We start from the raw sequence: 18,420 nt of genomic DNA on the forward strand, positions 1-18,420 counted from the left end.
TGCCGCTCAGATTGATTGCATCCGGCCGCCGTCGACCGCGAGACTCACGCCGTTGATGTAGGCGGCCGCCGGCGAGCACAGGAAAGCAATGGCGGCGGCGACTTCTTCCGGCCTGGCGAAGCGGCCGGCCGGCACGGTCTTGCGCATGGCGTCGGCGACCTGCTGCTCGGTCTGGCCGGTGGCCTTCGAACGGTCCCGCAGGATCTGTTCGATGCGGCCGGTTTCGGTGGAGCCGGGCAACACGTTGTTGACGGTGATCCCGTCACCGGCCAGTTCGCGTGACAGTGTCTTGGCCCAGCCTGCGACGGCGCCACGGGTGGTGTTGGAGACGCCGAGGTTGGCGATCGGCTCGCGCACCGAGGTCGAGACCACATTCACCACGCGTCCCCAGCGGTCGGTCCGCATGCCCGGCAGGACAGCCTGCAGCAGCACGTGGTTGGCGATCAGATGTTTGTTGAAGGCATCCAGGAACTCGCCGGTATCCGCGTTGTGCGCGGGGCCGCCGGGCGGGCCACCGGTGTTGTTGACCAGAATGTGCACGGACCGCGCCGCGGCGAGCGATTCGACCCTGGCGCGCAACCGGTCGGTGTCGGCGACGTCGGCGGCGATCCAGCCGTGGCGCTGGCCATCACTTCGGGGCAGTTCATCGGCGACCGCGCGCAAGACTTCTTCCCGCCGCGCGAGCACGGTCACGTCGGCGCCCAGCAGGGCAAGCTCGTGCGCGGTGGCGCGGCCGATGCCTTCGGAGGCGCCGCAGACCAGTGCATGGCGGCCGGTGAGGTTGAGGTCCATGTCGGTCTCCTGCGGGTCGCGGTCAGTGCCGGGTCGGAAGCTTCTGCACCATCAGTGCGCGCAACTTCGCGTCGTCGTCGGCCCGGGGTGGCGTCAGCTCCTGCAGCGTGAAGCCGCGCGCGTCGGCGTCGTCCTCGTCCATGCCGTCGATGGCGGTGAACTCGGCGTCCATCAACGCGGCGCGGGCGCTGTCCTCGCTGTCGTAGGGCAGGGTGTTGCCGTCGCTGTCGAACACCTCGGCGGTGCCGGCCTCAAGCACCCGCAAACGCGCCCAGATAACGGTGCGGCCGAGGGTGGCGAGCCACCACTGGGTGTTGTCGTTCATGTCCATCAGGCCACCAGTGACAGGAGGTAGAGCAGCCCGGCGCCGACCAGGCCGCTGATGATCACCCACAGCGATATCCGTGCAGGCGTTGCCAGTCCGTCGAGGTTGCGGTCGCCCATCGCCCGGTAGCCGCCACGCAGGAGCCAGAGCCAGGCCGACGGCCGGGCGAAGGCGTTGGCGCCGAGGTCGCCCTGCAGCCCCGGGTGGCGATCGCGCACGTGGACCAGCATCAGCGGCCAGAAGATCACGAACGCGGTCGCGCCGGCGATCGCCAGGGCCAGGAACAGCAGGGCGAGGAACAGGATCACCGGCTCAGAACTCCGCGTTGCCCGGTGCGCGCGGGTAGGGGATCGCGTCGCGGATGTTGGCCAGGCCGCAGACGTAGACCACCAGCCGCTCGAAGCCGAGGCCGAAGCCGGAGTGCGGCACGCTGCCGTAACGGCGGAAGTCGCGATACCACTGGTAATGCTCGGGGTCGAGGCCGAACTGCGCCATGCGCGCGTCGAGCACGTCCAGCCGCTCCTCGCGCTGCGCACCGCCGATGATCTCGCCGATGCCCGGCGCCAGCACGTCCATCGCCGCGACCGTCTTGCCGTCGTCGTTGAGGCGCATGTAGAACGCCTTGATGTGCTCGGGGTAGTTGGTCACGACCACCGGGCGGCCGACATGCTGCTCGGTCAGCCAGCGCTCGTGCTCGGTCTGCAGGTCCAGGCCCCACTCGACCGGGAAATCGAACTTGTGCCCGGACTTCTGCAGCAGGCCGATCGCATCGGTGTAGTCGATCCGCTCGAACGGCGCGTTGATGAACGCCTCCAGCCGCGCCGTCGCGCCCTTCTGCACGCGCTCGTCGATGAACGCCATGTCGTCCGCGCGTTCGTCCAGCACCGCCCGAAACAGATACTTGAGGAAGTCCTCGGCGACGCCGGCGGTCTCCAGCAGGTCGGCGAACGCGATCTCTGGTTCGACCATCCAGAACTCGGCGAGGTGGCGGGTGGTGTTGGAGTTCTCGGCGCGGAAGGTCGGGCCGAAGGTGTAGACCTTGCTCAGCGCCAGGCAGTAGGCCTCGACGTTGAGCTGGCCGGACACCGTCAGGAAGGTTTCCTTGCCGAAGAAGTCGCGGCTGAAATCGACCGCGCCGTCCTTGCCGCGCGGCAGGTTGGTCAGGTCCAGGGTCGAGACCCGGAACATCTGACCGGCACCCTCGGCGTCGCTGGTGGTCACGATCGGGGTGCTGATCCAGTAGTAGCCGCGCTCGTGGAAAAACCGATGCACCGCCTGCGACAGGCAGTGGCGGATGCGGGTGACGGCGCCGAACAGGTTGGTGCGCGGGCGCAGGTGCGCGACCTCGCGCAGAAACTCCAGCGAATGCGCCTTGGGCTGGATCGGGTAGGTCTCCGGATCATCGACCCAGCCGACCACCTCGACCTTGCTGGCCTGGATCTCGAAGCCCTGGCCCTGGCCCTGCGAGGCGACCAGCTCGCCGGTGGCGATCACCGAGCAGCCCGCGGTCAGGCGTTTCACCTCGTCCTCGTAGTTGGGCAGGGTGTTGGGCGCGACCACCTGGATCGGCGCGAAGCACGAGCCGTCGCTGACATTGACGAAGCTCAGCCCGGCCTTGGAGTCGCGCCGGGTGCGCACCCAGCCGCGGACCGTGACTTCGCCACCGGCGGGCAGCTTGCCTGCGAGCGCATGTTCGACGCTGACCACCGTCATGCCTTGAATCCTTGCCTGTTCGGGCCGATATGAAGAGGGCCGGAGTTTACCGGGGCGGCCCGTTCAGCGCGATCCCGATCGCGCCGGGAGTGCCGCTGGAAACACCTATAATGGCAGCTTCGACGGAGATTTCATGAGCATCAGCCTGACCCCCGCCGCGCTCGCCCGCGTGCAGCGCTTCCTCGCTGAAACCCCCGACGCGATCGGGCTGCGTTTCGGCGTGACGAAGACCGGTTGCTCCGGCTGGCAGCACGTGGCCGACCTGGCCACCGAAGAGCGCGCCGGCGACACCGTGTTCGAGCAGGACGGGGTGCGCATCTACGTCGACATGCTGAGCCTGCCGCAGGTCGACGGCACCGAGATCGACCTGGTCCGGCAGCGCCTGGGCGAGCAGTTCCTGTTCCGCAACCCCAATGCCAGCGCGGAATGCGGTTGCGGCGAGAGTTTCACCACCGACGCGGACGTGGCGTAAACCCGCTGCCGGGGCGCCATTGCCCTGACCGCCCCGAACCTGCGATAATAGCCGGCTTCCTCCGGCCAGGCCGTGGGGAACCTTGCTCCACCGCGCCCATCCGGGCGGACGGGGGGCTGACCCGGTCGCAAGGCCGATATCCACAAGGACAACACCATGCGTCATTACGAAGTCGTGTTCCTGGTCCACCCGGACCAGAGCGAGCAGGTCCCGGCCATGATCGAGCGCTACAAGGGCTTGATCGAGGCGGGCGAGGGCAAGATCCACCGTCTCGAGGACTGGGGCCGCCGCCAGCTGGCGTACCCGATCGAGAACCTGGTCAAGGCCCACTACGTGCTGCTCAACATCGAGTGCAGCCAGAACGTGCTGAACGAGCTGGTCGACGGTTTCCGCTTCAACGACGCCGTGCTGCGTCACCTGGTCATGCGCCGCGACGAGGCCGACACCGAGCAGTCGCTGATCATGAAGTTCAAGGACGAGAAGGGCGACAAGCCCGATCGTGGCGACCGCGGTGATCGCGGCGACCGTCCGCGTCGCGACGACGACCGCAGCGAAGCCAAGGCCGATGACGCCGACGCCAAGCCGGCCGCCGACGCCACCGAAACCGCCTGACCGCGCATTCCAGGAGCACTGTTCCCATGTCCAAGTTCTTCCGCCGCCGCAAGTTCTGCAAGTTCACCGCCGAGGGCGTCAAGGAGATCGATTACAAGGATCTCAACACCCTGCGCCAGAACCTCACCGAGACCGGCAAGATCGTGCCGAGCCGCGTGACCGGCACCAAGGCCAAGTACCAGCGCCAGCTGGCGACCGCGGTCAAGCGCGCCCGTTTCCTCGCGCTGATCCCGTACACCGACAACCACAACGCTTGAGCCCGTCGTCCTCTCCCCTGGGAGAGGACTCCGATTTCCCTCTCCCGCCTGCGGGAGAGGGCAAGGGTGAGGGCAGCTTTTCAGCTTTCTGACAGCGACCCCATTCGGACAGCGCAACCCGCTGCGGGCCTGACGGCCCGCTAACGAAACCGGAGCAACATCATGCAACTGATCCTCCTGCAGAACGTGCAGAACCTCGGCAAGCTCGGCGACAAGGTCGACGTCAAGCCGGGCTATGGCCGCAACTTCCTGGTGCCGCAGGGCAAGGCCGTGCCGGCCACCGCCACCAACCTGGCCGAGTTCGAGGCGCGCCGCGCCGAGTACGAAGCCAAGGCCAAGGCCACCCTGGAAGAAGCCGAAGCCCGCCAGGCCAAGCTGGCCGACGTGTCGATCACGATCCGCGCCAATGCCGCCACCGAAGGCAAGCTGTACGGCTCGATCACCACCCGCGACATCGCCGAGGAACTGACCAAGGCCGGCTACCCGGTCGAGAAGTCCGAGGTGATCATGGGCGAGGGCGCGATCCGCCGTACCGGCGAGTACGACGTCGTCGTCCACCTGCATGCCGACATCGAGAGCACCGTCAAGGTGATCGTCGAAGGCGAAGTGGTCTGAGTTCCACCGACCGCTGATCCACGCGAAGGGCGCCGGAAGGCGCCCTTCGTGTTTCTGCAGCTCGCGTTTTCGCGGGTCGCGTTTTTGTAGGAGCGACGTGAGTCGCGATTTCACTGACAACCGGGATCGCCGTGCGATCGCGACTCACGTCGCTCCTACAGAAGTCGCACCGCATGAGATCGCATCGTGCGACACCCTGCGTTTCCCAGCGGCAAGCTATCCACCCGATATCCACAGACTTATCTGCAACGCTTCCGCGCGTCTGGGCCTAGGATGGCGGCTCGGCTCCCGCGTGTTTCGTCGCAGCAGCCCCAGCCAGGATACTTCTTGATGAGCGCACGACCCGGTTTCCGTGGCGAGCACCGCGACAGCCGTTTCGAAACCCGCGCCGACCAGCGCGTCGACCAGTTGCGCATCCCGCCGCAGTCGGTCGAGGCCGAGCAGGCCGTGCTCGGCGGCCTGATGCTGGCGCCAGACGCCTACGACACCGTCGCCGACAGCCTCACCGAGCGCGACTTCTACCGTCGCGACCACCAGTTGATCTTCCGCGCGATCCGCGAGCTGGCCGAGAAGAACAAGCCGTTCGACGCGGTCACCCTCGGCGAATGGTTCGAGTCGATGGGGCAGGCCGAGCAGGTCGCCGGCGGCGCCTACCTGATCGAACTGGCCAGCACCACGCCGTCGGCGGCCAACATCAAGGCCTACGCCGAGATCGTGCGCGACAAGGCGGTGCTGCGGCAGCTGATCGAGGTCGGCACCAACATCGTCAACGACGGCTTCCAGCCCGACGGCCGCGACAGCAGCGAGATCCTGTCGACCGCCGAGCAGCAGGTGTTCGCGATCGCCGAGGCCGGCGCCAAGGGCCGTTCCGACTTCACCGCGATCAACACCGCGCTGTCGGAAGCCTTCGACGTGCTGCAGACGCGCTACGCGGCCGGCGGAACCGTCACCGGCCTGCCAACCGGCTACACCGACTTCGACGAGATGACCGCCGGCCTGCAGCCGACCGACCTGCTGATCCTCGCCGCGCGCCCGGCGATGGGCAAGACCACGCTGGCGCTCAACATGGCCGAGTACGCCGCGATCAAGAGCAAGAAGGCGGTCGCGGTGTTCTCGATGGAAATGTCGGCCAGCCAGCTCGCCCTGCGCCTGATCTCGTCCAACGGCCGGGTCAACGCCCAGCGCCTGCGCAGCGGCCAGCTCGAGGACGAGGACTGGAGCCGCGTCACCAGCGCGATCCGGATGCTCAAGGAAGCCAAGATCTTCATCGACGACACCCCGGGCCTGTCGCCGGATGCGTTGCGGGCCAAGGCGCGCCGGCTCAAGCGCGAGCACGACCTGGGCCTGATCGTGGTCGACTACCTGCAGCTGATGGCGGTGCCCGGCAACAGCGAGAACCGCGCCACCGAGATCTCCGAGATCTCGCGCTCGCTCAAGCACCTGGCCAAGGAGCTCAACGTCCCGGTGATCGCGTTGTCGCAGCTCAACCGCTCGCTGGAACAGCGCGCCGACAAGCGCCCGGTGATGGCCGACCTGCGCGAGTCCGGCGCGATCGAGCAGGACGCCGACGTGATCGTCTTCATCTACCGCGACGACTACTACAACAAGGAAAACTCGCCGGACAAGGGCCTGGCCGAGGTCATCATCGGCAAGCAGCGTAACGGCCCCACGGGCTCGGTGAAGCTGAAGTTCTTCGGCGAATACACCCGCTTCGACAACCTCGCGCACGATTCCGTGGGCAGTTTCGAATAGCGATGCGACGCCGGCGGGTCGAGTCGGAAGCCCTGCGCGGCGTCGGCTACGACGCGATCCGGCGTGTCCTCGAAATCGAGTTCCACAGCGGCGAGGTCTACCGGTACTTCGATGTGCCCGGGTCTGTCCACGCGGGGCTGATGGGCGCGGAATCGCACGGCGAATACTTCAGCCAGCACGTCCGCGACCGTTTCGAGTACGAGCATCTCGACTAGAGTCTCCCGATCAGGATTCCGCCCCATGGCCCGACCGACTTCCGCCGTCATCCATACCGACGCCCTGCGCCACAACCTCGGCCAGGTCCGCGCGCGCGCGCCCAACAGCCGTGTCATGGCGGTGGTCAAGGCCGACGGCTATGGCCACGGGCTGGAGCGGGTCGCACGCGCGCTCGGTGGCGCCGATGCGTTCGGGGTCGCCGCGCTGTCGGATGCCGAACGCCTGCGCGCAACCGGCATCTCCCAGCCGATCCTGCTGCTGTCGGGCTTCAACGAGGCGGCGGACATCCCCCGCCTGCGCATGCTGCATGCCGACACGGTCATCCACCACCCCAGCCAGTTGCAGATGCTCGAACAGGCCGGGGCGGGCGAGCCGCTGCGCTGCTGGCTCAAGGTCGACACCGGCATGCACCGGCTGGGTTTCGCGCCGGAAGACGTCCGCGAAGCGCATGCGCGCCTGGCCGCGCTGCAGGGCGTGGTCGGCGAGGTCCGGCTGCTCAACCATTTCGCAAGCTCCGACGAGTTCATCGACGGCCCCGGCGAGGGACGCCAGACCCTCGAGCAGATCCGCATCTTCAACGAGGTATGCGCCGACCTGCCGTGTGCGCGGTCGCTGGCCAATTCGGCCGCGATCCTCGGCTGGCCCGACGCGCATGCCGACTGGGTGCGTGCCGGCGGTGCGCTGTACGGCATGTCGGTGGTCGAGGGCAGGACCGGCACGGATTTCGGCCTGCGCCCGGCGATGACCTTTGCGACGGGCCTGATCGCGGTCAACCGCATCCGCAAGGGCGAGCGCATCGGCTACGGCGCCACCTGGGAGACCCCGGAGGACATGCCGGTCGGCGTCGCCGCGATCGGCTATGGCGACGGCTATCCACGCGCGGCCCCGTCGGGCACGCCTGTCCTCGTCAACGGCCAGCGTGCCGCGGTGATCGGCCGGGTCTCGATGGACCTGATGACGATCGACCTGCGGACCATTCCCGACGCGCGGGTGGGCGACCCGGTGATCCTGTGGGGGGCGGAGTTGCCGGTCGAAACGATCGCAGCCGCTGCCAGCACGATCGGGTACGAGCTGACCTGTTCGATCACCCGCCGCGTGCGTTTCCTGGAGCGTTGAACGCACGCTGGCCTGCCCGAAGCTGAATAGGCATTTGCGTCCATCACCTCTTTCACACGCCGGCGTGATTAGCTTGGGTCCGCTATTCAGGCCCACAGCCAAACCAAAGGGACAGACATGAAGAACCAGACCAAGCTTGCACTCGGCGCGGCCGTGATGAGCGCCATGATGGCCGGTTGCATGAGCACCGGTGGCTACAACCAGGGTGGTTACGGCTCGCAGGATCCGTATGGCCAGCCCCAGGGCGAGTATGACCGCACCAAGAAGGGTGCGTTGATCGGTGCCGCCGTCGGTGCCGTGGCCGGCCTGCTCAGTGGCGACGACGCCACCGAGCGTCGCCAGCGTGCGCTGGTCGGTGCGGGTGTCGGCGGCCTTGCCGGCGGTGCGATCGGCAACTACCAGGACCGCCAGGAACGCGCGTTGCGCGACCGCATGGCCGGTACCGGCGTCGATGTCGTGCGCCAGGGCGACAACATCACGCTGAACATGCCCGACAACATCACCTTCGGCTTCGACAGCTCGGCGCTGCAGCCGCAGTTCTATCCGGTGCTCGACGACGTCGCCGCGACCCTGAGCGAGTACAACCAGACCATCGTCGAAGTCGCCGGCCATACCGACAGCAAGGGCACCGATGCCTACAACCAGGCGTTGTCCGTGCGCCGCGCCGACGCGGTGGGCGACTACCTGATGTCGAGGGGCCTGATGCGCGACCGCTTCATCATCACCGGCGCCGGTGAGAGCCGTCCGATCGCCAGCAACGACACCGATTCCGGGCGTGCGCAGAACCGCCGCGTCGAGATCACCCTGGTGCCGATCCGGTCCTGATCGGAGCCGCGCATCCAGGCAGGCAGAACGGGCTCCGCGAGGAGCCCGTTTTTTTGTGGGCGCTCGACTCAATCATCGGCTTCCGGAGCCGGAACGCTTTCCGCGTGGCCTGCGCCGGTCCAGCAGGGCCAGCACGGCGAGTACCACCAGCGTGAGCGCGGTGGCTGCGCCGGCGACCACGTAATAGTGCAGTCCCGTCGCGATGCCGATCACCGCGACCATCAGCAGCGAGGCCGCCGTGGTGATTCCGGCGACGTGGCCGCGACTGCCGAAGATCGTGCCGGCGCCGATGAAGGCCACGCCGGCGATCACCGCTTCGACCAGGCGCAGCGGATCGATCCGCAGCGACGCCGAATCCATGTCGAACAACGCGGGGTCCTCCAGCGCCAGCCGCCCGATTCCGACAAGCAGGGCAGCGGCGCCGGCGACGAGCATGTGGGTGCGGAAGCCCGCGGGGCGGTCCTTGAGCTCGCGTTCCACGCCCACCAGTCCGCCCAGGATCATTGCGACTCCCGTGGCGAACACCACTTCCAGCTGGGCCGACCAGTTCATCCACTCCATGCGGCCAGCATCGGAGGTCATGCGTAAACGCGCCGTCAGCGGCAACACGGCGATAGGCGATGTCGTCCGTTCGTGAACGAACCTTCACACGGTTTACGATAGTTTCGGAAAAATTTCACAAACCATTCCGCTTTTGTCGGGCTCGGGGGGAGCAGAAAGCGTGGGCAATGATTCCAGGCGCGCAGTGCGTGCCGAAGACGATGCGATTTCCGGTGACGAGGCGACCCGGCGCCTGCTCGAAGCGTTGTGCGCGGTCCGCGACGGCGACTTCTCCGTGCAGCTTCCGGTGCACTGGGAAGGCACGCAGGGCAAGATCGCCGATTGCTTCAACGCGATCGTCGCGCGCAACCGGCACATGGCCGAGGAGCTCGACCGCGTCGGCAACGCGGTTGGCCGCGACGGACAGACCGGCAAGCGCCTGGCTGCGACCGGCCATGACGGTGCCTGGCTGGGCATGCAGCAATCGGTGAACGGGCTGATCGACGATCTCGTCCGCCCGGTCGAGACGATGACCGCGGCGATGGCCGGCGTGGCCAAGGGCGACCTGACCCACACCGTGCCGCTGGAAGCCGATGGCCGGCCGTTGAAGGGCGAGTTCCTGCGCTCGGCGAAGATCGTCAACCGCATGATCGAGCAGATGAGCGAGTTCAGCGCCGAGGTGACCCGCGTGGCGCTCGAGGTCGGCACCGCCGGCAGGCTCGGCGGGCAGGCCAAGGTCAAGGGCGTGTCGGGCGTCTGGAAGGAACTGACCGACTCGGTCAACGAGCTGGCGTCCAACCTGACCACGCAGGTACGCAACATTTCCGAGGTGACGATTGCGGTCGCCGACGGCGACCTGTCGCGCAAGATCACCGCCGACGTGCGCGGCGAGATGGCGCAGCTGAAAGAGGCCATCAACACCATGGTCGACCAGCTGCGCAGCTTCGCCTCGGAAGTGACACGCGTGGCGCGCGAGGTCGGTACCGAGGGCAAGCTCGGCGGCCAGGCGGTGGTGCCCGGCGTCGCCGGCACGTGGAAGGACCTGACCGACTCGGTCAACGCGATGGCGTCCAACCTGACCAGCCAGGTGCGCAACATCGCCGAGGTGACCACCGCGGTGGCCAAGGGCGACCTGTCGCGCAAGATCGGCGTTGATGCGCAGGGCGAGATCCTCGCGCTCAAGAACACCATCAACACGATGGTCGACCAGCTCAACGGCTTCGCCGCCGAGGTGACGCGCGTGGCGCGCGAGGTCGGTACCGAAGGCAAGCTCGGCGGCCAGGCGCAGGTGCCCGACGTCGCCGGCACCTGGAAGGACCTGACCGACCACGTCAACTCGATGGCGTCCAACCTGACCCTGCAGGTGCGCAACATCGCCGAGGTCACCACCGCGGTGGCCAAGGGCGACCTGTCGCGCAAGATCACGGTCGACGTGAAGGGCGAGATGCTGGAGCTCAAGGACACCCTCAACACGATGGTGGACCAGCTCAACGGCTTCGCCGCGGAAGTGACCCGCGTGGCGCGCGAGGTCGGTACCGAGGGCAAGCTCGGCGGCCAGGCGACCGTGCCGGGTGTCGATGGCACCTGGGCCGACCTGACCGACTCGGTCAACGCGATGGCCTCCAACCTGACCAGCCAGGTGCGCAACATCGCCGAGGTCACCACCGCGGTCGCGAAGGGCGACCTGTCCCGCAAGATCGCGGTGACCGCGCAGGGCGAGATCCTGCAGCTCAAGGACACCATCAACACGATGGTCGACCAGCTCAACAGCTTCGCCGCCGAGGTGACCCGCGTGGCGCGCGAGGTCGGCACCGAGGGCAAGCTCGGCGGCCAGGCGACCGTGCCCGGCGTGGCCGGCACCTGGGCCGACCTGACCGACAACGTCAACGCGATGGCGTCCAACCTGACCAGCCAGGTGCGAAACATCGCCGAGGTGACCACGGCGGTGGCCAAGGGCGACCTGTCGCGCAAGATCGCGGTGGACGTGAAGGGCGAGATGCTCGAGCTCAAGGACACCATCAACACGATGGTCGACCAGCTCAACTCCTTCGCCGCCGAGGTGACCCGCGTGGCGCGCGAGGTCGGTACCGAAGGCAAGCTCGGCGGCCAGGCGCGCGTGCCGGGCGTCGCCGGTACGTGGAAGGACCTCACCGACAACGTCAACTCGATGGCGTCGAACCTGACCTCGCAGGTCCGCAACATCGCCGAGGTCGCGACCTCGGTGGCCAAGGGCGACCTGTCGCGCAAGATCGGCGTCGATGCGCAGGGCGAGATCCTGCAGCTGAAGGACACCCTCAACACGATGGTGGACCAGCTCAACTCGTTCGCCGCCGAGGTGACCCGCGTGGCGCGCGAGGTCGGCACCGAGGGCAAGCTGGGTGGGCAAGCGACCGTGCCCGGCGTTGCCGGCACCTGGGCCAACCTGACCGACAACGTCAACTCGATGGCGACCAACCTCACCACCCAGGTGCGCGGCATCGCGCAGGTGGTGACCGCGGTGGCCACCGGCGACCTGAGCAAGAAGCTGACGGTGGAGGCCAAGGGCGAGATCGCCGAGCTGGCCGATACGATCAATTCCATGACCGACACCCTGGCGATCTTCGCCGACCAGGTGACCACGGTGGCGCGCGAGGTCGGCGTCGAGGGGCGGCTCGGTGGCCAGGCCAAGGTGCCGGGCACGGCCGGCATCTGGGAGAACCTGACCGGCAACGTCAACCAGCTCGCGGCCAACCTCACCACCCAGGTCCGCGCGATCGCGGAGGTCGCGACCGCGGTTACCCAAGGCGACCTGACCCGCTCGATCCAGGTCGACGTCAGCGGCGAGCTGGCCGACCTCAAGAACAACATCAACGCCATGATCGGCACCCTGCGTGCGACCACCGAAAGCGGTCGCGAGCAGGACTGGCTGAAGACCAACATGGCCACCTTCAGCGGCATGATGCAGGGCCAGCGCGACCTGATCACGCTGGGCAACATGCTGCTGTCGGAACTCGCCCCGCTGGTCAATGCCCACAAGGGCCTGATGTACGTGGTCGATGACGACGAGTCCGGCGGCAAGCGGGTGCTGCGGCAACTCGCCGGGTACGCGAGCAGCGGCACGGCCGAGGCAAGGACCACCATCGAGTTCGGTGAAGGCCTGATCGGCCAGTGCGCCGCACAGGCCCGGATGATCGTGATCGACGACGTCGAGCCGGGCACCGTGCAGATCCGCACCGGCCTGCTGGACCTCGTGCCGCGCAACGTGATCGTGCTGCCGGTGTTGTTCGAGGACCAGGTCAAGGCGGTGATCGAGCTGGCCTCGCTGTCGGAGTTCACCGTCTCGCACCGTGCGTTCCTGGACCAGCTGTCGCGCAGCATCGGCATCGTGCTCAACACGATCGAGGCGACGATGCGCACCGAGCGCCTGCTGGCGCAGTCGCAGCAGCTGGCCGGCGAGTTGCAGTCGCAGCAGAAGACCCTGCGCCAGACCAACGAGGACATCGCGCTGAAGGCCGCGTTGCTGGCCGAGCAGAAGAACGAGGTGGAAGGCAAGAACCTGCAGATCGAGCACGCCCGCCGCGCGCTTGAGGAGAAGGCCGCCGAGCTGGCGCTGACCTCGCGCTACAAGTCCGAGTTCCTCGCCAACATGTCGCACGAGCTGCGCACGCCGCTCAATTCGATCCTGATCCTGGGCCAGCAGCTGGCGGAGAACGTCGAGACCAACCTGACACCGCGCCAGGTCGAGTTCGCGACCACCATCCATGCCGCCGGTACCGACCTGCTGCACCTGATCAGCGACATTCTCGACCTGTCCAAGATCGAGTCCGGCACGGTCACCGTCGACAACGAGGAGATCAGCTTCCGCCACCTGCGCGAGAACATGGAGCGAGCGTTCCGGCACGAGGCCGAGCGTCGCAAGCTGGAGTTCTCGGTGGAGTTCTCGCCGGAACTGGGGCGTGCGCTCGACACCGACCCCAAGCGCCTGCAGCAGATTCTCAAGAACCTGCTGTCGAATGCCTTCAAGTTCACCGCCGAGGGCAGCGTGCGACTGGTTGGCCGCGCGGCGGAAGACGGCTGGTCATCCGGCCACGCGGTGCTCGATGCCGCGCCGACGGTGGTCGCGTTCGATGTCACCGACACCGGCATCGGCATTTCCTCGGACAAGCAGCGCATCGTGTTCGAGGCGTTCCAGCAGGCCGATGCGGGCACGTCGCGGCAGTACGGCGGCACCGGACTCGGGCTGGCGATCAGCCGCGAGATCGCCGGCCTGCTCGGCGGTGAATTGCGCCTGCGCAGCGAGGTGGGCGAGGGCAGCACCTTCACCCTGTACCTGCCGTTGTCTTATGCCGGCGCCGATGGCGCCCACGAGGCCCGCGCCGCGGTCGCCCACCACCGTGCGCAACAGGTGCTGCCGCAGTCGGAGGAAGAACTGCAACAGGACACCGGCGAAACGATCGACGACGACCGCGACGTGCTGGTGGAAGGCGAGCCGGTGTTGCTGCTGGTCGAGGACGACCCGCGCTATGCGACCGTGTTGCGCGACCTGGCGCGGACCCAGGGCTTCCGCGTACTGGTTGCCAGCCGCGGCAGCGACGCACTGCGGCTCGTCCACGACTACCGGCCCAGCGCGATCTCGCTCGACATCTTCCTGCCCGACATGCTTGGCTGGACCGTGCTGGCACGGCTGAAGCAGGATTCGGCGACCCGGCACATCCCGGTGCAGATCGTCACCATCGAGGAGGAGCGCCACCAGAGCATCGAGCGCGGTGCGTTCTCCTACCTCGCCAAGCCGGCCACCACCGAGACCATCGGCGCCGCGCTGCAGCGGATCAAGGAGTACACCCTGCCGCGGGTCAAACGGCTGCTGGTGGTCGAGGACGACGCGGCCGAGCGCATGAGCATCGAGGAGCTGATCCGCCACGACGATGTCGCCATCGAGACCGTCGGCACCGGCGCCGAGGCACTGGAGTCGATGCAGTCGCACCCGTACGACTGTGTCGTCCTCGACCTGCGCCTGCCCGACATGACCGGCTTCGAGCTGCTCGACAGGATCCAGGCCGAACCGGCGCTGTGCGACGTGCCGGTGGTGGTGTTCACCGGCAAGGACCTCACCGCCGAGGACGACAAGCGCCTCAGGAAGGCGGCCAAGAGCGTGGTGATCAAGGGCGTGGAGTCGCCTGAGCGCCTGCTGGATGAAACCGCGCTGTTCCTGCACCGGGTCATCGCCGACCTGCCGGCGGCCAAGCAGCGCATGGTCCAGAGCCTGCACGAGTCCGACGACGCGTTGTGCGACAAGCGCGTGCTGGTGGTCGATGACGACGTCCGCAACATCTTCGCCATGTCCAGCGTGCTCGAGCGCCACGGCATGGACGTGGTGACCGCCGGCACCGGCCAGGAAGCGATCGAGAAGGTCGCCGCCGACGAGGAGATCGCACTGGTGCTGATGGACATCATGATGCCCGGCATGGACGGCTACCAGACCATGCGGGCGATCCGTGAGCGCCCCGAATCGCGCGCGTTGCCGATCGTCGCGGTCACCGCCAAGGCGATGAAGGGCGACCGCGAGAAGTGTTTGGAGGCCGGTGCATCCGACTACTTGGCCAAGCCGGTGGTCACCGACCAGTTGCTCGGAGTGCTGCGCCAGTGGCTGCACCGCTGAACATCGCGAGCCAGCCCGGTGCGGTCGAGGCGCCGGTCAGGATCCTGCTGGTCGACGACCAGCCGGGCCGGCTGCTGACCTACCGGGCGATCCTGGAGCCGCTGGGCGAGGAGCTGGTGGAGGCCAGTTCCGGCGTCGAGGCGTTGCGGCGCCTGATGAGCGACGACTACGCGGTGATCCTGCTCGACGTCAACATGCCCGGCATGGACGGCTTCGAGACCGCGAGCATGATCCACCAGCATCCCCGGTTCGAGAAGACGCCGATCATCTTCGTCACCGCGGTCAACGTCACCGACATGGATCGCCTGCGTGGCTACAAGCTGGGCGCGGTCGACTACGTGATGGTGCCGGTGATCCCGGAGATACTGCGGACCAAGGTGGTGGTGCTGGCCGAGCTGCACCGCAAGCGTCGCGAACTGGAGGCCACCAATGCCAAGCTCGCCGCCGCCAACCAGGCGCTGCACGTGGAGAAGGCCCGCGAGCTCGCCGTGCTGAACGAGTCGCTGCGCGACGCCAACGCCGCCCTCGCAGCCCGCAACGACGCGCTGCAGGACGAAATCGCCGAGCGCAACCGGGTCGAGCAGCTGTTGCGCGAGACCGACCGGAGAAAGGACGAGTTCCTCGCCACCTTGGCCCACGAGTTGCGCAACCCGCTGGCGCCATTGCAGAACGCGCTGGGAATCCGTCGCCTGTCGGGCGGGTCCAACGATGACGGCCTGCAATCGCTTATGGAACGCCAGCTCACGCTGCTGGTGCGGCTGATCGACGACCTGCTGGATATCGCCCGCATCAGCCAGGCCAAGCTGACCCTGCGCAAGCACCCGACCTCGCTGCAGGAAATCGTCGATTCGGCGATCGAGATCGCGAGGCCGTCGATCGAGCAGGGCGAGCATGAGCTCGTGGTCGATCTGCCGGACTGCCCGCTGCGGCTCATCGCCGACCAGGCGCGGCTGTCGCAGGTATTCGCCAACCTGCTGAACAACGCGGCCAAGTACTCGGATCCGCATGGCCACATCGAGCTTCGGGCGCGGATGCGGAACGGACAGGTCGAGGTGCAGGTCCGCGATGCCGGGATCGGGCTCGACGCGGACCAGGCCGAACGCATCTTCGAGATGTTCTCGCAGGTCGAAACCTCTGTCGACCGCACCCACGGCGGCCTCGGCATCGGCCTGACCCTGGTGCGGCGGCTGGCGGAGATGCACGGCGGGCAGGTCGCGGTGAGCAGCGAAGGCATGGGGCGGGGCGCCACGTTTACCGTCGCGCTTCCGTTGCAGCCCGCGGTTGACGCACCGGCGCCGGTCCCGCCGCTCCCGGTGGCCGCCGCGGACACGGATCCGGCACGACGCCGCGTGCTGGTGGTCGACGACAACCGCGACGCGGCCGATACCCTGGCGATGATGATCGAGATGCTCGGGCACGAGGTCCGCCGCCTGTACGACCCGCATTCGGTACTGCCGGATGTCGAGGCGTTCCAGCCCGAGATCGTCTTCCTCGACGTCGGCATGCCCGGGTTGAGCGGTTACGAGCTGGCGCCCAGGCTGCGGGCGCTGCCCGGCATGGCGGGCGTCTCGATCGTCGCCGTGACCGGCTGGGGCCAGCCGGAAGACCGCCGCCGCACCCGGGAGGCCGGGTTCGACGAGCACCTGGTCAAACCGCCAGCGCTCGAAGCGATCCAGGGGCTGTGCAGCACGCCGGCGCACGCGCGGCGTACAGCGGAGTCTTCCAGTGGCTGATCACTCCCCGCATCGCGATGCTTCCGGGGCCGTGGCCAGCGGAGCGGGCGAGGCCGCGAATGCGTCCGGGATGCTGCTCGACCGGCTGGCGCATGACCTGCGCGGCCCCCTGTCGCCACTGCAGACCGCAGCCTACCTGCTGCGTCGCCCCGATATCGAACCGGAACGGCGCGATGAGCTGCTCGCCATCATCGACCGCCAGACCGCGCGGCTCAGCGCGATGGTGCAGGAAGTTTCGGACTGGACCCGTGCCCGCCAGCTGCGCCTGGTGAATCGTCGCGACGTGGTCGCACCGGCGATGCTGGTCGAGCTTGCGGTCACGTCATCCGGGGCGGACATACGGCTGGACATCGCAGCCGCGCTCGACGACGTGACGCTCGACGGCGATGCGCAGCGTCTGGTGCAGATGCTGTCCACGCTGATCGGCTTCATGCAGTCACGCATCGTCGACGGCAAGGTTGCCGTGGGCGCGGACCTGGTCCCCGAGGGTGTACGCATCGAGGTAATGGCGCCGGGTGCCCCTTGGAACGCTGCCGAGCGCGACGGCGTATTCCACGGCGCTGAGCCCGCGCCATTCGACGAGGGCCTGGGGATGCGACTGATGATCGCGCAGGCGATAGCACACGCCCACGACGGCGACATGGTTACCGCGGACAGCGGGGACGGATCGGCCCTGATCCGGGTGGTGCTGCCACTGGCAGCCGCGGCTCCGGAAGGTTAATCCGGCGTTTTCGAAGGAATGAACGGCGATACCGGGTCGCTGGCCGGGAAGGTTTCCTCAAGCGCCTCGTCCTGGTTTTCGCTCTCGTGCTCCTTGCGATCCTGCTTCTTCTCGGGATCCTCGCGCTGGTCCGTAGCGCCGTCGATCGGCGGATCCTTCCGGTCCTGTCCGCCCCGGTCCGGGGTGGGCGCACCCTGTCTGGTCGTGTTCATGGCAACTCCATGGGCTGAAGGCCCGGCGCCATCAAGATACGGATTCCCCGCCAAGGCGGCGTGATGCATCCAGGGAGTCAGGCCGCGACGGATTTTCCCGCATCCGTCGCCATGCCGCGACGGCGGCGGCGCAAGCCTCGTGCCAGTCAAGGCGGCTTTCTCCGCGCGTCCGGTCGTAGGCCTCGATCACCTGCGCGCTGTGTTCGTCGAAGCCGCGGCCGCGACCATGCAGGAACATGTTGATCCCGAGCTTGAACGCCGGCGCGTAGTCGGCAAACTCGAGGCCGGGCTGGAAGAAGGGATAGCGACTGAACTGTTCGCGCCAGAACGCCAGCTCGCCGTCGAAATCGACGAAGCCCCGGGTCATGGCGACATCGGCATGGCCGGACATCTGATTGCCTCTTGAACGGCCCCCTGCCGGGCGATAGTGGCGCCGATGGACGGCATCCGCAACCGCGTCGCCGGCTGTCGCTGCGCCAAACGACAACGGGCCGCTTGGCGGCCCGTTGTCGTTGCAAATGGTGGAGGTGGGGGGAATTGAACCCCCGTCCGAAGGCACTCCATCCCCGGCACTACATGCTTAGCTCACCGTTGGATCTCGCTCCCGGACAGCACGGTGCGCGAAGCGCATCCGGGGGCCAGCCTGCTTTGGGTTAACCGGGTGCTGGCAGGCAGCCACTCCCGGCGATTCCGTGATGATGACCCTACGTCGCGAGCACGGACACAAGCGATTTCGGGGCTTAGGCCTTAAGCGGCCAGTGCGTAGTTGTCGTCGTTGGCAACTAGAGTTTTGCAGCTGGATTTACGAGGAAAGCTACCCCCTCGGCATGCGCCAGGCGATTTCGCGACCCCCGTCGAAGCCAGTGCACCCCCGGGGACTA

The 18,420-nt window shown here is 67.5% G+C and carries 18 protein-coding genes and 1 other RNA gene; 11 read left to right on the plus strand and 8 right to left on the minus strand.

Going from position 1 to position 18,420, the window contains the following annotated elements; all coding sequences use genetic code 11:
- Window positions 1-6 precede the first annotated feature (6 nt).
- From ACT9AS_RS11785 to asnS, 4 genes are read right to left on the minus strand one after another with little or no spacing between them, the layout of a single operon-like run.
- Window positions 7-792, minus strand: a complete 786-nt coding sequence (locus ACT9AS_RS11785) for an SDR family oxidoreductase (protein WP_445100314.1) — start codon at window positions 790-792, stop codon at window positions 7-9.
- A gap of 22 nt (window positions 793-814) precedes the next feature.
- A complete protein-coding gene (locus tag ACT9AS_RS11790; protein ID WP_445100315.1) occupies window positions 815-1,117 on the minus strand; it encodes a hypothetical protein in 303 nt (100 codons plus the stop codon).
- Window positions 1,118-1,122: 5 nt separating this feature from the next.
- A complete protein-coding gene (locus tag ACT9AS_RS11795) occupies window positions 1,123-1,425 on the minus strand; it encodes a hypothetical protein (RefSeq protein ID WP_445100316.1) in 303 nt (100 codons plus the stop codon).
- A 4-nt stretch (window positions 1,426-1,429) separates the two neighbouring features.
- Window positions 1,430-2,830 (minus strand): asparagine--tRNA ligase, encoded by a 1,401-nt coding sequence (gene asnS, locus ACT9AS_RS11800; protein WP_445100317.1) that lies wholly within the window; start codon window positions 2,828-2,830, stop codon window positions 1,430-1,432.
- Window positions 2,831-2,963: 133 nt separating this feature from the next.
- On the opposite strand from asnS, the gene ACT9AS_RS11805 reads away from it, so the two are divergent.
- From ACT9AS_RS11805 to ACT9AS_RS11840, 8 genes are all read left to right on the plus strand, one after another.
- Window positions 2,964-3,302, plus strand: coding sequence for an iron-sulfur cluster assembly accessory protein (locus tag ACT9AS_RS11805; protein WP_445100318.1), 339 nt, complete (start codon window positions 2,964-2,966; stop codon window positions 3,300-3,302).
- Between the two features lie 156 nt (window positions 3,303-3,458).
- Window positions 3,459-3,914: a 30S ribosomal protein S6 gene (gene rpsF / locus ACT9AS_RS11810; RefSeq protein WP_445100319.1), complete on the plus strand. Its 456-nt coding sequence runs from the start codon at window positions 3,459-3,461 to the stop codon at window positions 3,912-3,914.
- A 26-nt stretch (window positions 3,915-3,940) separates the two neighbouring features.
- Window positions 3,941-4,171 carry a 30S ribosomal protein S18 gene (gene rpsR, locus ACT9AS_RS11815; protein WP_332617551.1) on the plus strand — a complete coding sequence of 77 codons (231 nt, stop codon included), beginning with the start codon at window positions 3,941-3,943 and terminating at the stop codon, window positions 4,169-4,171.
- Window positions 4,172-4,333: 162 nt separating this feature from the next.
- Window positions 4,334-4,786, plus strand: a complete 453-nt coding sequence (gene rplI / locus ACT9AS_RS11820; protein WP_445100320.1) for a 50S ribosomal protein L9 — start codon at window positions 4,334-4,336, stop codon at window positions 4,784-4,786.
- A 330-nt stretch (window positions 4,787-5,116) separates the two neighbouring features.
- Complete coding sequence (locus ACT9AS_RS11825) at window positions 5,117-6,538, plus strand: replicative DNA helicase (protein WP_445100321.1); 1,422 nt, start codon at window positions 5,117-5,119, stop codon at window positions 6,536-6,538.
- Window positions 6,539-6,540: 2 nt separating this feature from the next.
- Window positions 6,541-6,753 (plus strand): KTSC domain-containing protein, encoded by a 213-nt coding sequence (locus tag ACT9AS_RS11830; RefSeq protein WP_445100322.1) that lies wholly within the window; start codon window positions 6,541-6,543, stop codon window positions 6,751-6,753.
- A gap of 25 nt (window positions 6,754-6,778) precedes the next feature.
- Window positions 6,779-7,870, plus strand: a complete 1,092-nt coding sequence (gene alr, locus ACT9AS_RS11835; protein ID WP_445100323.1) for an alanine racemase — start codon at window positions 6,779-6,781, stop codon at window positions 7,868-7,870.
- 117 nt (window positions 7,871-7,987) lie between these two features.
- A complete protein-coding gene (locus ACT9AS_RS11840; RefSeq protein WP_445100324.1) occupies window positions 7,988-8,695 on the plus strand; it encodes an OmpA family protein in 708 nt (235 codons plus the stop codon).
- A gap of 72 nt (window positions 8,696-8,767) precedes the next feature.
- Here ACT9AS_RS11840 and ACT9AS_RS11845 read toward each other — a convergent pair whose 3' ends face one another.
- A complete protein-coding gene (locus ACT9AS_RS11845; protein ID WP_445100325.1) occupies window positions 8,768-9,277 on the minus strand; it encodes an MgtC/SapB family protein in 510 nt (169 codons plus the stop codon).
- 163 nt (window positions 9,278-9,440) lie between these two features.
- On the opposite strand from ACT9AS_RS11845, the gene ACT9AS_RS11850 reads away from it, so the two are divergent.
- From ACT9AS_RS11850 to ACT9AS_RS11860, 3 genes are read left to right on the plus strand one after another with little or no spacing between them, the layout of a single operon-like run.
- Window positions 9,441-14,873 carry a HAMP domain-containing protein gene (locus tag ACT9AS_RS11850; protein WP_445100326.1) on the plus strand — a complete coding sequence of 1,811 codons (5,433 nt, stop codon included), beginning with the start codon at window positions 9,441-9,443 and terminating at the stop codon, window positions 14,871-14,873.
- On the plus strand, window positions 14,858-16,606 hold the full coding sequence (locus ACT9AS_RS11855; RefSeq protein ID WP_445100327.1) for a response regulator: 1,749 nt from the start codon (window positions 14,858-14,860) through the stop codon (window positions 16,604-16,606). Before ACT9AS_RS11850 ends, ACT9AS_RS11855 begins: the two co-directional genes overlap by 16 nt.
- Window positions 16,607-16,637: 31 nt before the next feature.
- Window positions 16,638-17,327, plus strand: a complete 690-nt coding sequence (locus ACT9AS_RS11860) for a histidine kinase dimerization/phospho-acceptor domain-containing protein (protein ID WP_445100328.1) — start codon at window positions 16,638-16,640, stop codon at window positions 17,325-17,327.
- Here the strand turns inward: ACT9AS_RS11860 and ACT9AS_RS11865 are convergent.
- From ACT9AS_RS11865 to ssrA, 3 genes are all read right to left on the minus strand, one after another.
- Window positions 17,324-17,539, minus strand: coding sequence for a hypothetical protein (locus ACT9AS_RS11865; protein ID WP_445100329.1), 216 nt, complete (start codon window positions 17,537-17,539; stop codon window positions 17,324-17,326). The genes ACT9AS_RS11860 and ACT9AS_RS11865 overlap by 4 nt on opposite strands.
- Window positions 17,540-17,570: 31 nt before the next feature.
- On the minus strand, window positions 17,571-17,930 hold the full coding sequence (locus tag ACT9AS_RS11870; protein WP_445100330.1) for a hypothetical protein: 360 nt from the start codon (window positions 17,928-17,930) through the stop codon (window positions 17,571-17,573).
- Between the two features lie 128 nt (window positions 17,931-18,058).
- Window positions 18,059-18,412: a transfer-messenger RNA gene (ssrA, locus tag ACT9AS_RS11875) on the minus strand.
- Window positions 18,413-18,420 lie beyond the last annotated feature (8 nt).

The sequence above is a fragment of the Lysobacter sp. F60174L2 genome (genome assembly GCF_052547135.1).

Coding starts and splice junctions, on each gene's coding strand:
- ACT9AS_RS11785 (WP_445100314.1), bottom strand. CDS start 792: ATGGACCTCAACCTCACCGGCCGCCATGCACTGGTCTGCGGCGCCTCC.
- ACT9AS_RS11790 (WP_445100315.1), bottom strand. CDS start 1,117: ATGAACGACAACACCCAGTGGTGGCTCGCCACCCTCGGCCGCACCGTT.
- asnS (WP_445100317.1), bottom strand. CDS start 2,830: ATGACGGTGGTCAGCGTCGAACATGCGCTCGCAGGCAAGCTGCCCGCC.
- ACT9AS_RS11805 (WP_445100318.1), top strand. CDS start 2,964: ATGAGCATCAGCCTGACCCCCGCCGCGCTCGCCCGCGTGCAGCGCTTC.
- rpsF (WP_445100319.1), top strand. CDS start 3,459: ATGCGTCATTACGAAGTCGTGTTCCTGGTCCACCCGGACCAGAGCGAG.
- rpsR (WP_332617551.1), top strand. CDS start 3,941: ATGTCCAAGTTCTTCCGCCGCCGCAAGTTCTGCAAGTTCACCGCCGAG.
- rplI (WP_445100320.1), top strand. CDS start 4,334: ATGCAACTGATCCTCCTGCAGAACGTGCAGAACCTCGGCAAGCTCGGC.
- ACT9AS_RS11825 (WP_445100321.1), top strand. CDS start 5,117: ATGAGCGCACGACCCGGTTTCCGTGGCGAGCACCGCGACAGCCGTTTC.
- ACT9AS_RS11830 (WP_445100322.1), top strand. CDS start 6,541: ATGCGACGCCGGCGGGTCGAGTCGGAAGCCCTGCGCGGCGTCGGCTAC.
- alr (WP_445100323.1), top strand. CDS start 6,779: ATGGCCCGACCGACTTCCGCCGTCATCCATACCGACGCCCTGCGCCAC.
- ACT9AS_RS11840 (WP_445100324.1), top strand. CDS start 7,988: ATGAAGAACCAGACCAAGCTTGCACTCGGCGCGGCCGTGATGAGCGCC.
- ACT9AS_RS11845 (WP_445100325.1), bottom strand. CDS start 9,277: ATGACCTCCGATGCTGGCCGCATGGAGTGGATGAACTGGTCGGCCCAG.
- ACT9AS_RS11865 (WP_445100329.1), bottom strand. CDS start 17,539: ATGAACACGACCAGACAGGGTGCGCCCACCCCGGACCGGGGCGGACAG.
- ACT9AS_RS11870 (WP_445100330.1), bottom strand. CDS start 17,930: ATGTCCGGCCATGCCGATGTCGCCATGACCCGGGGCTTCGTCGATTTC.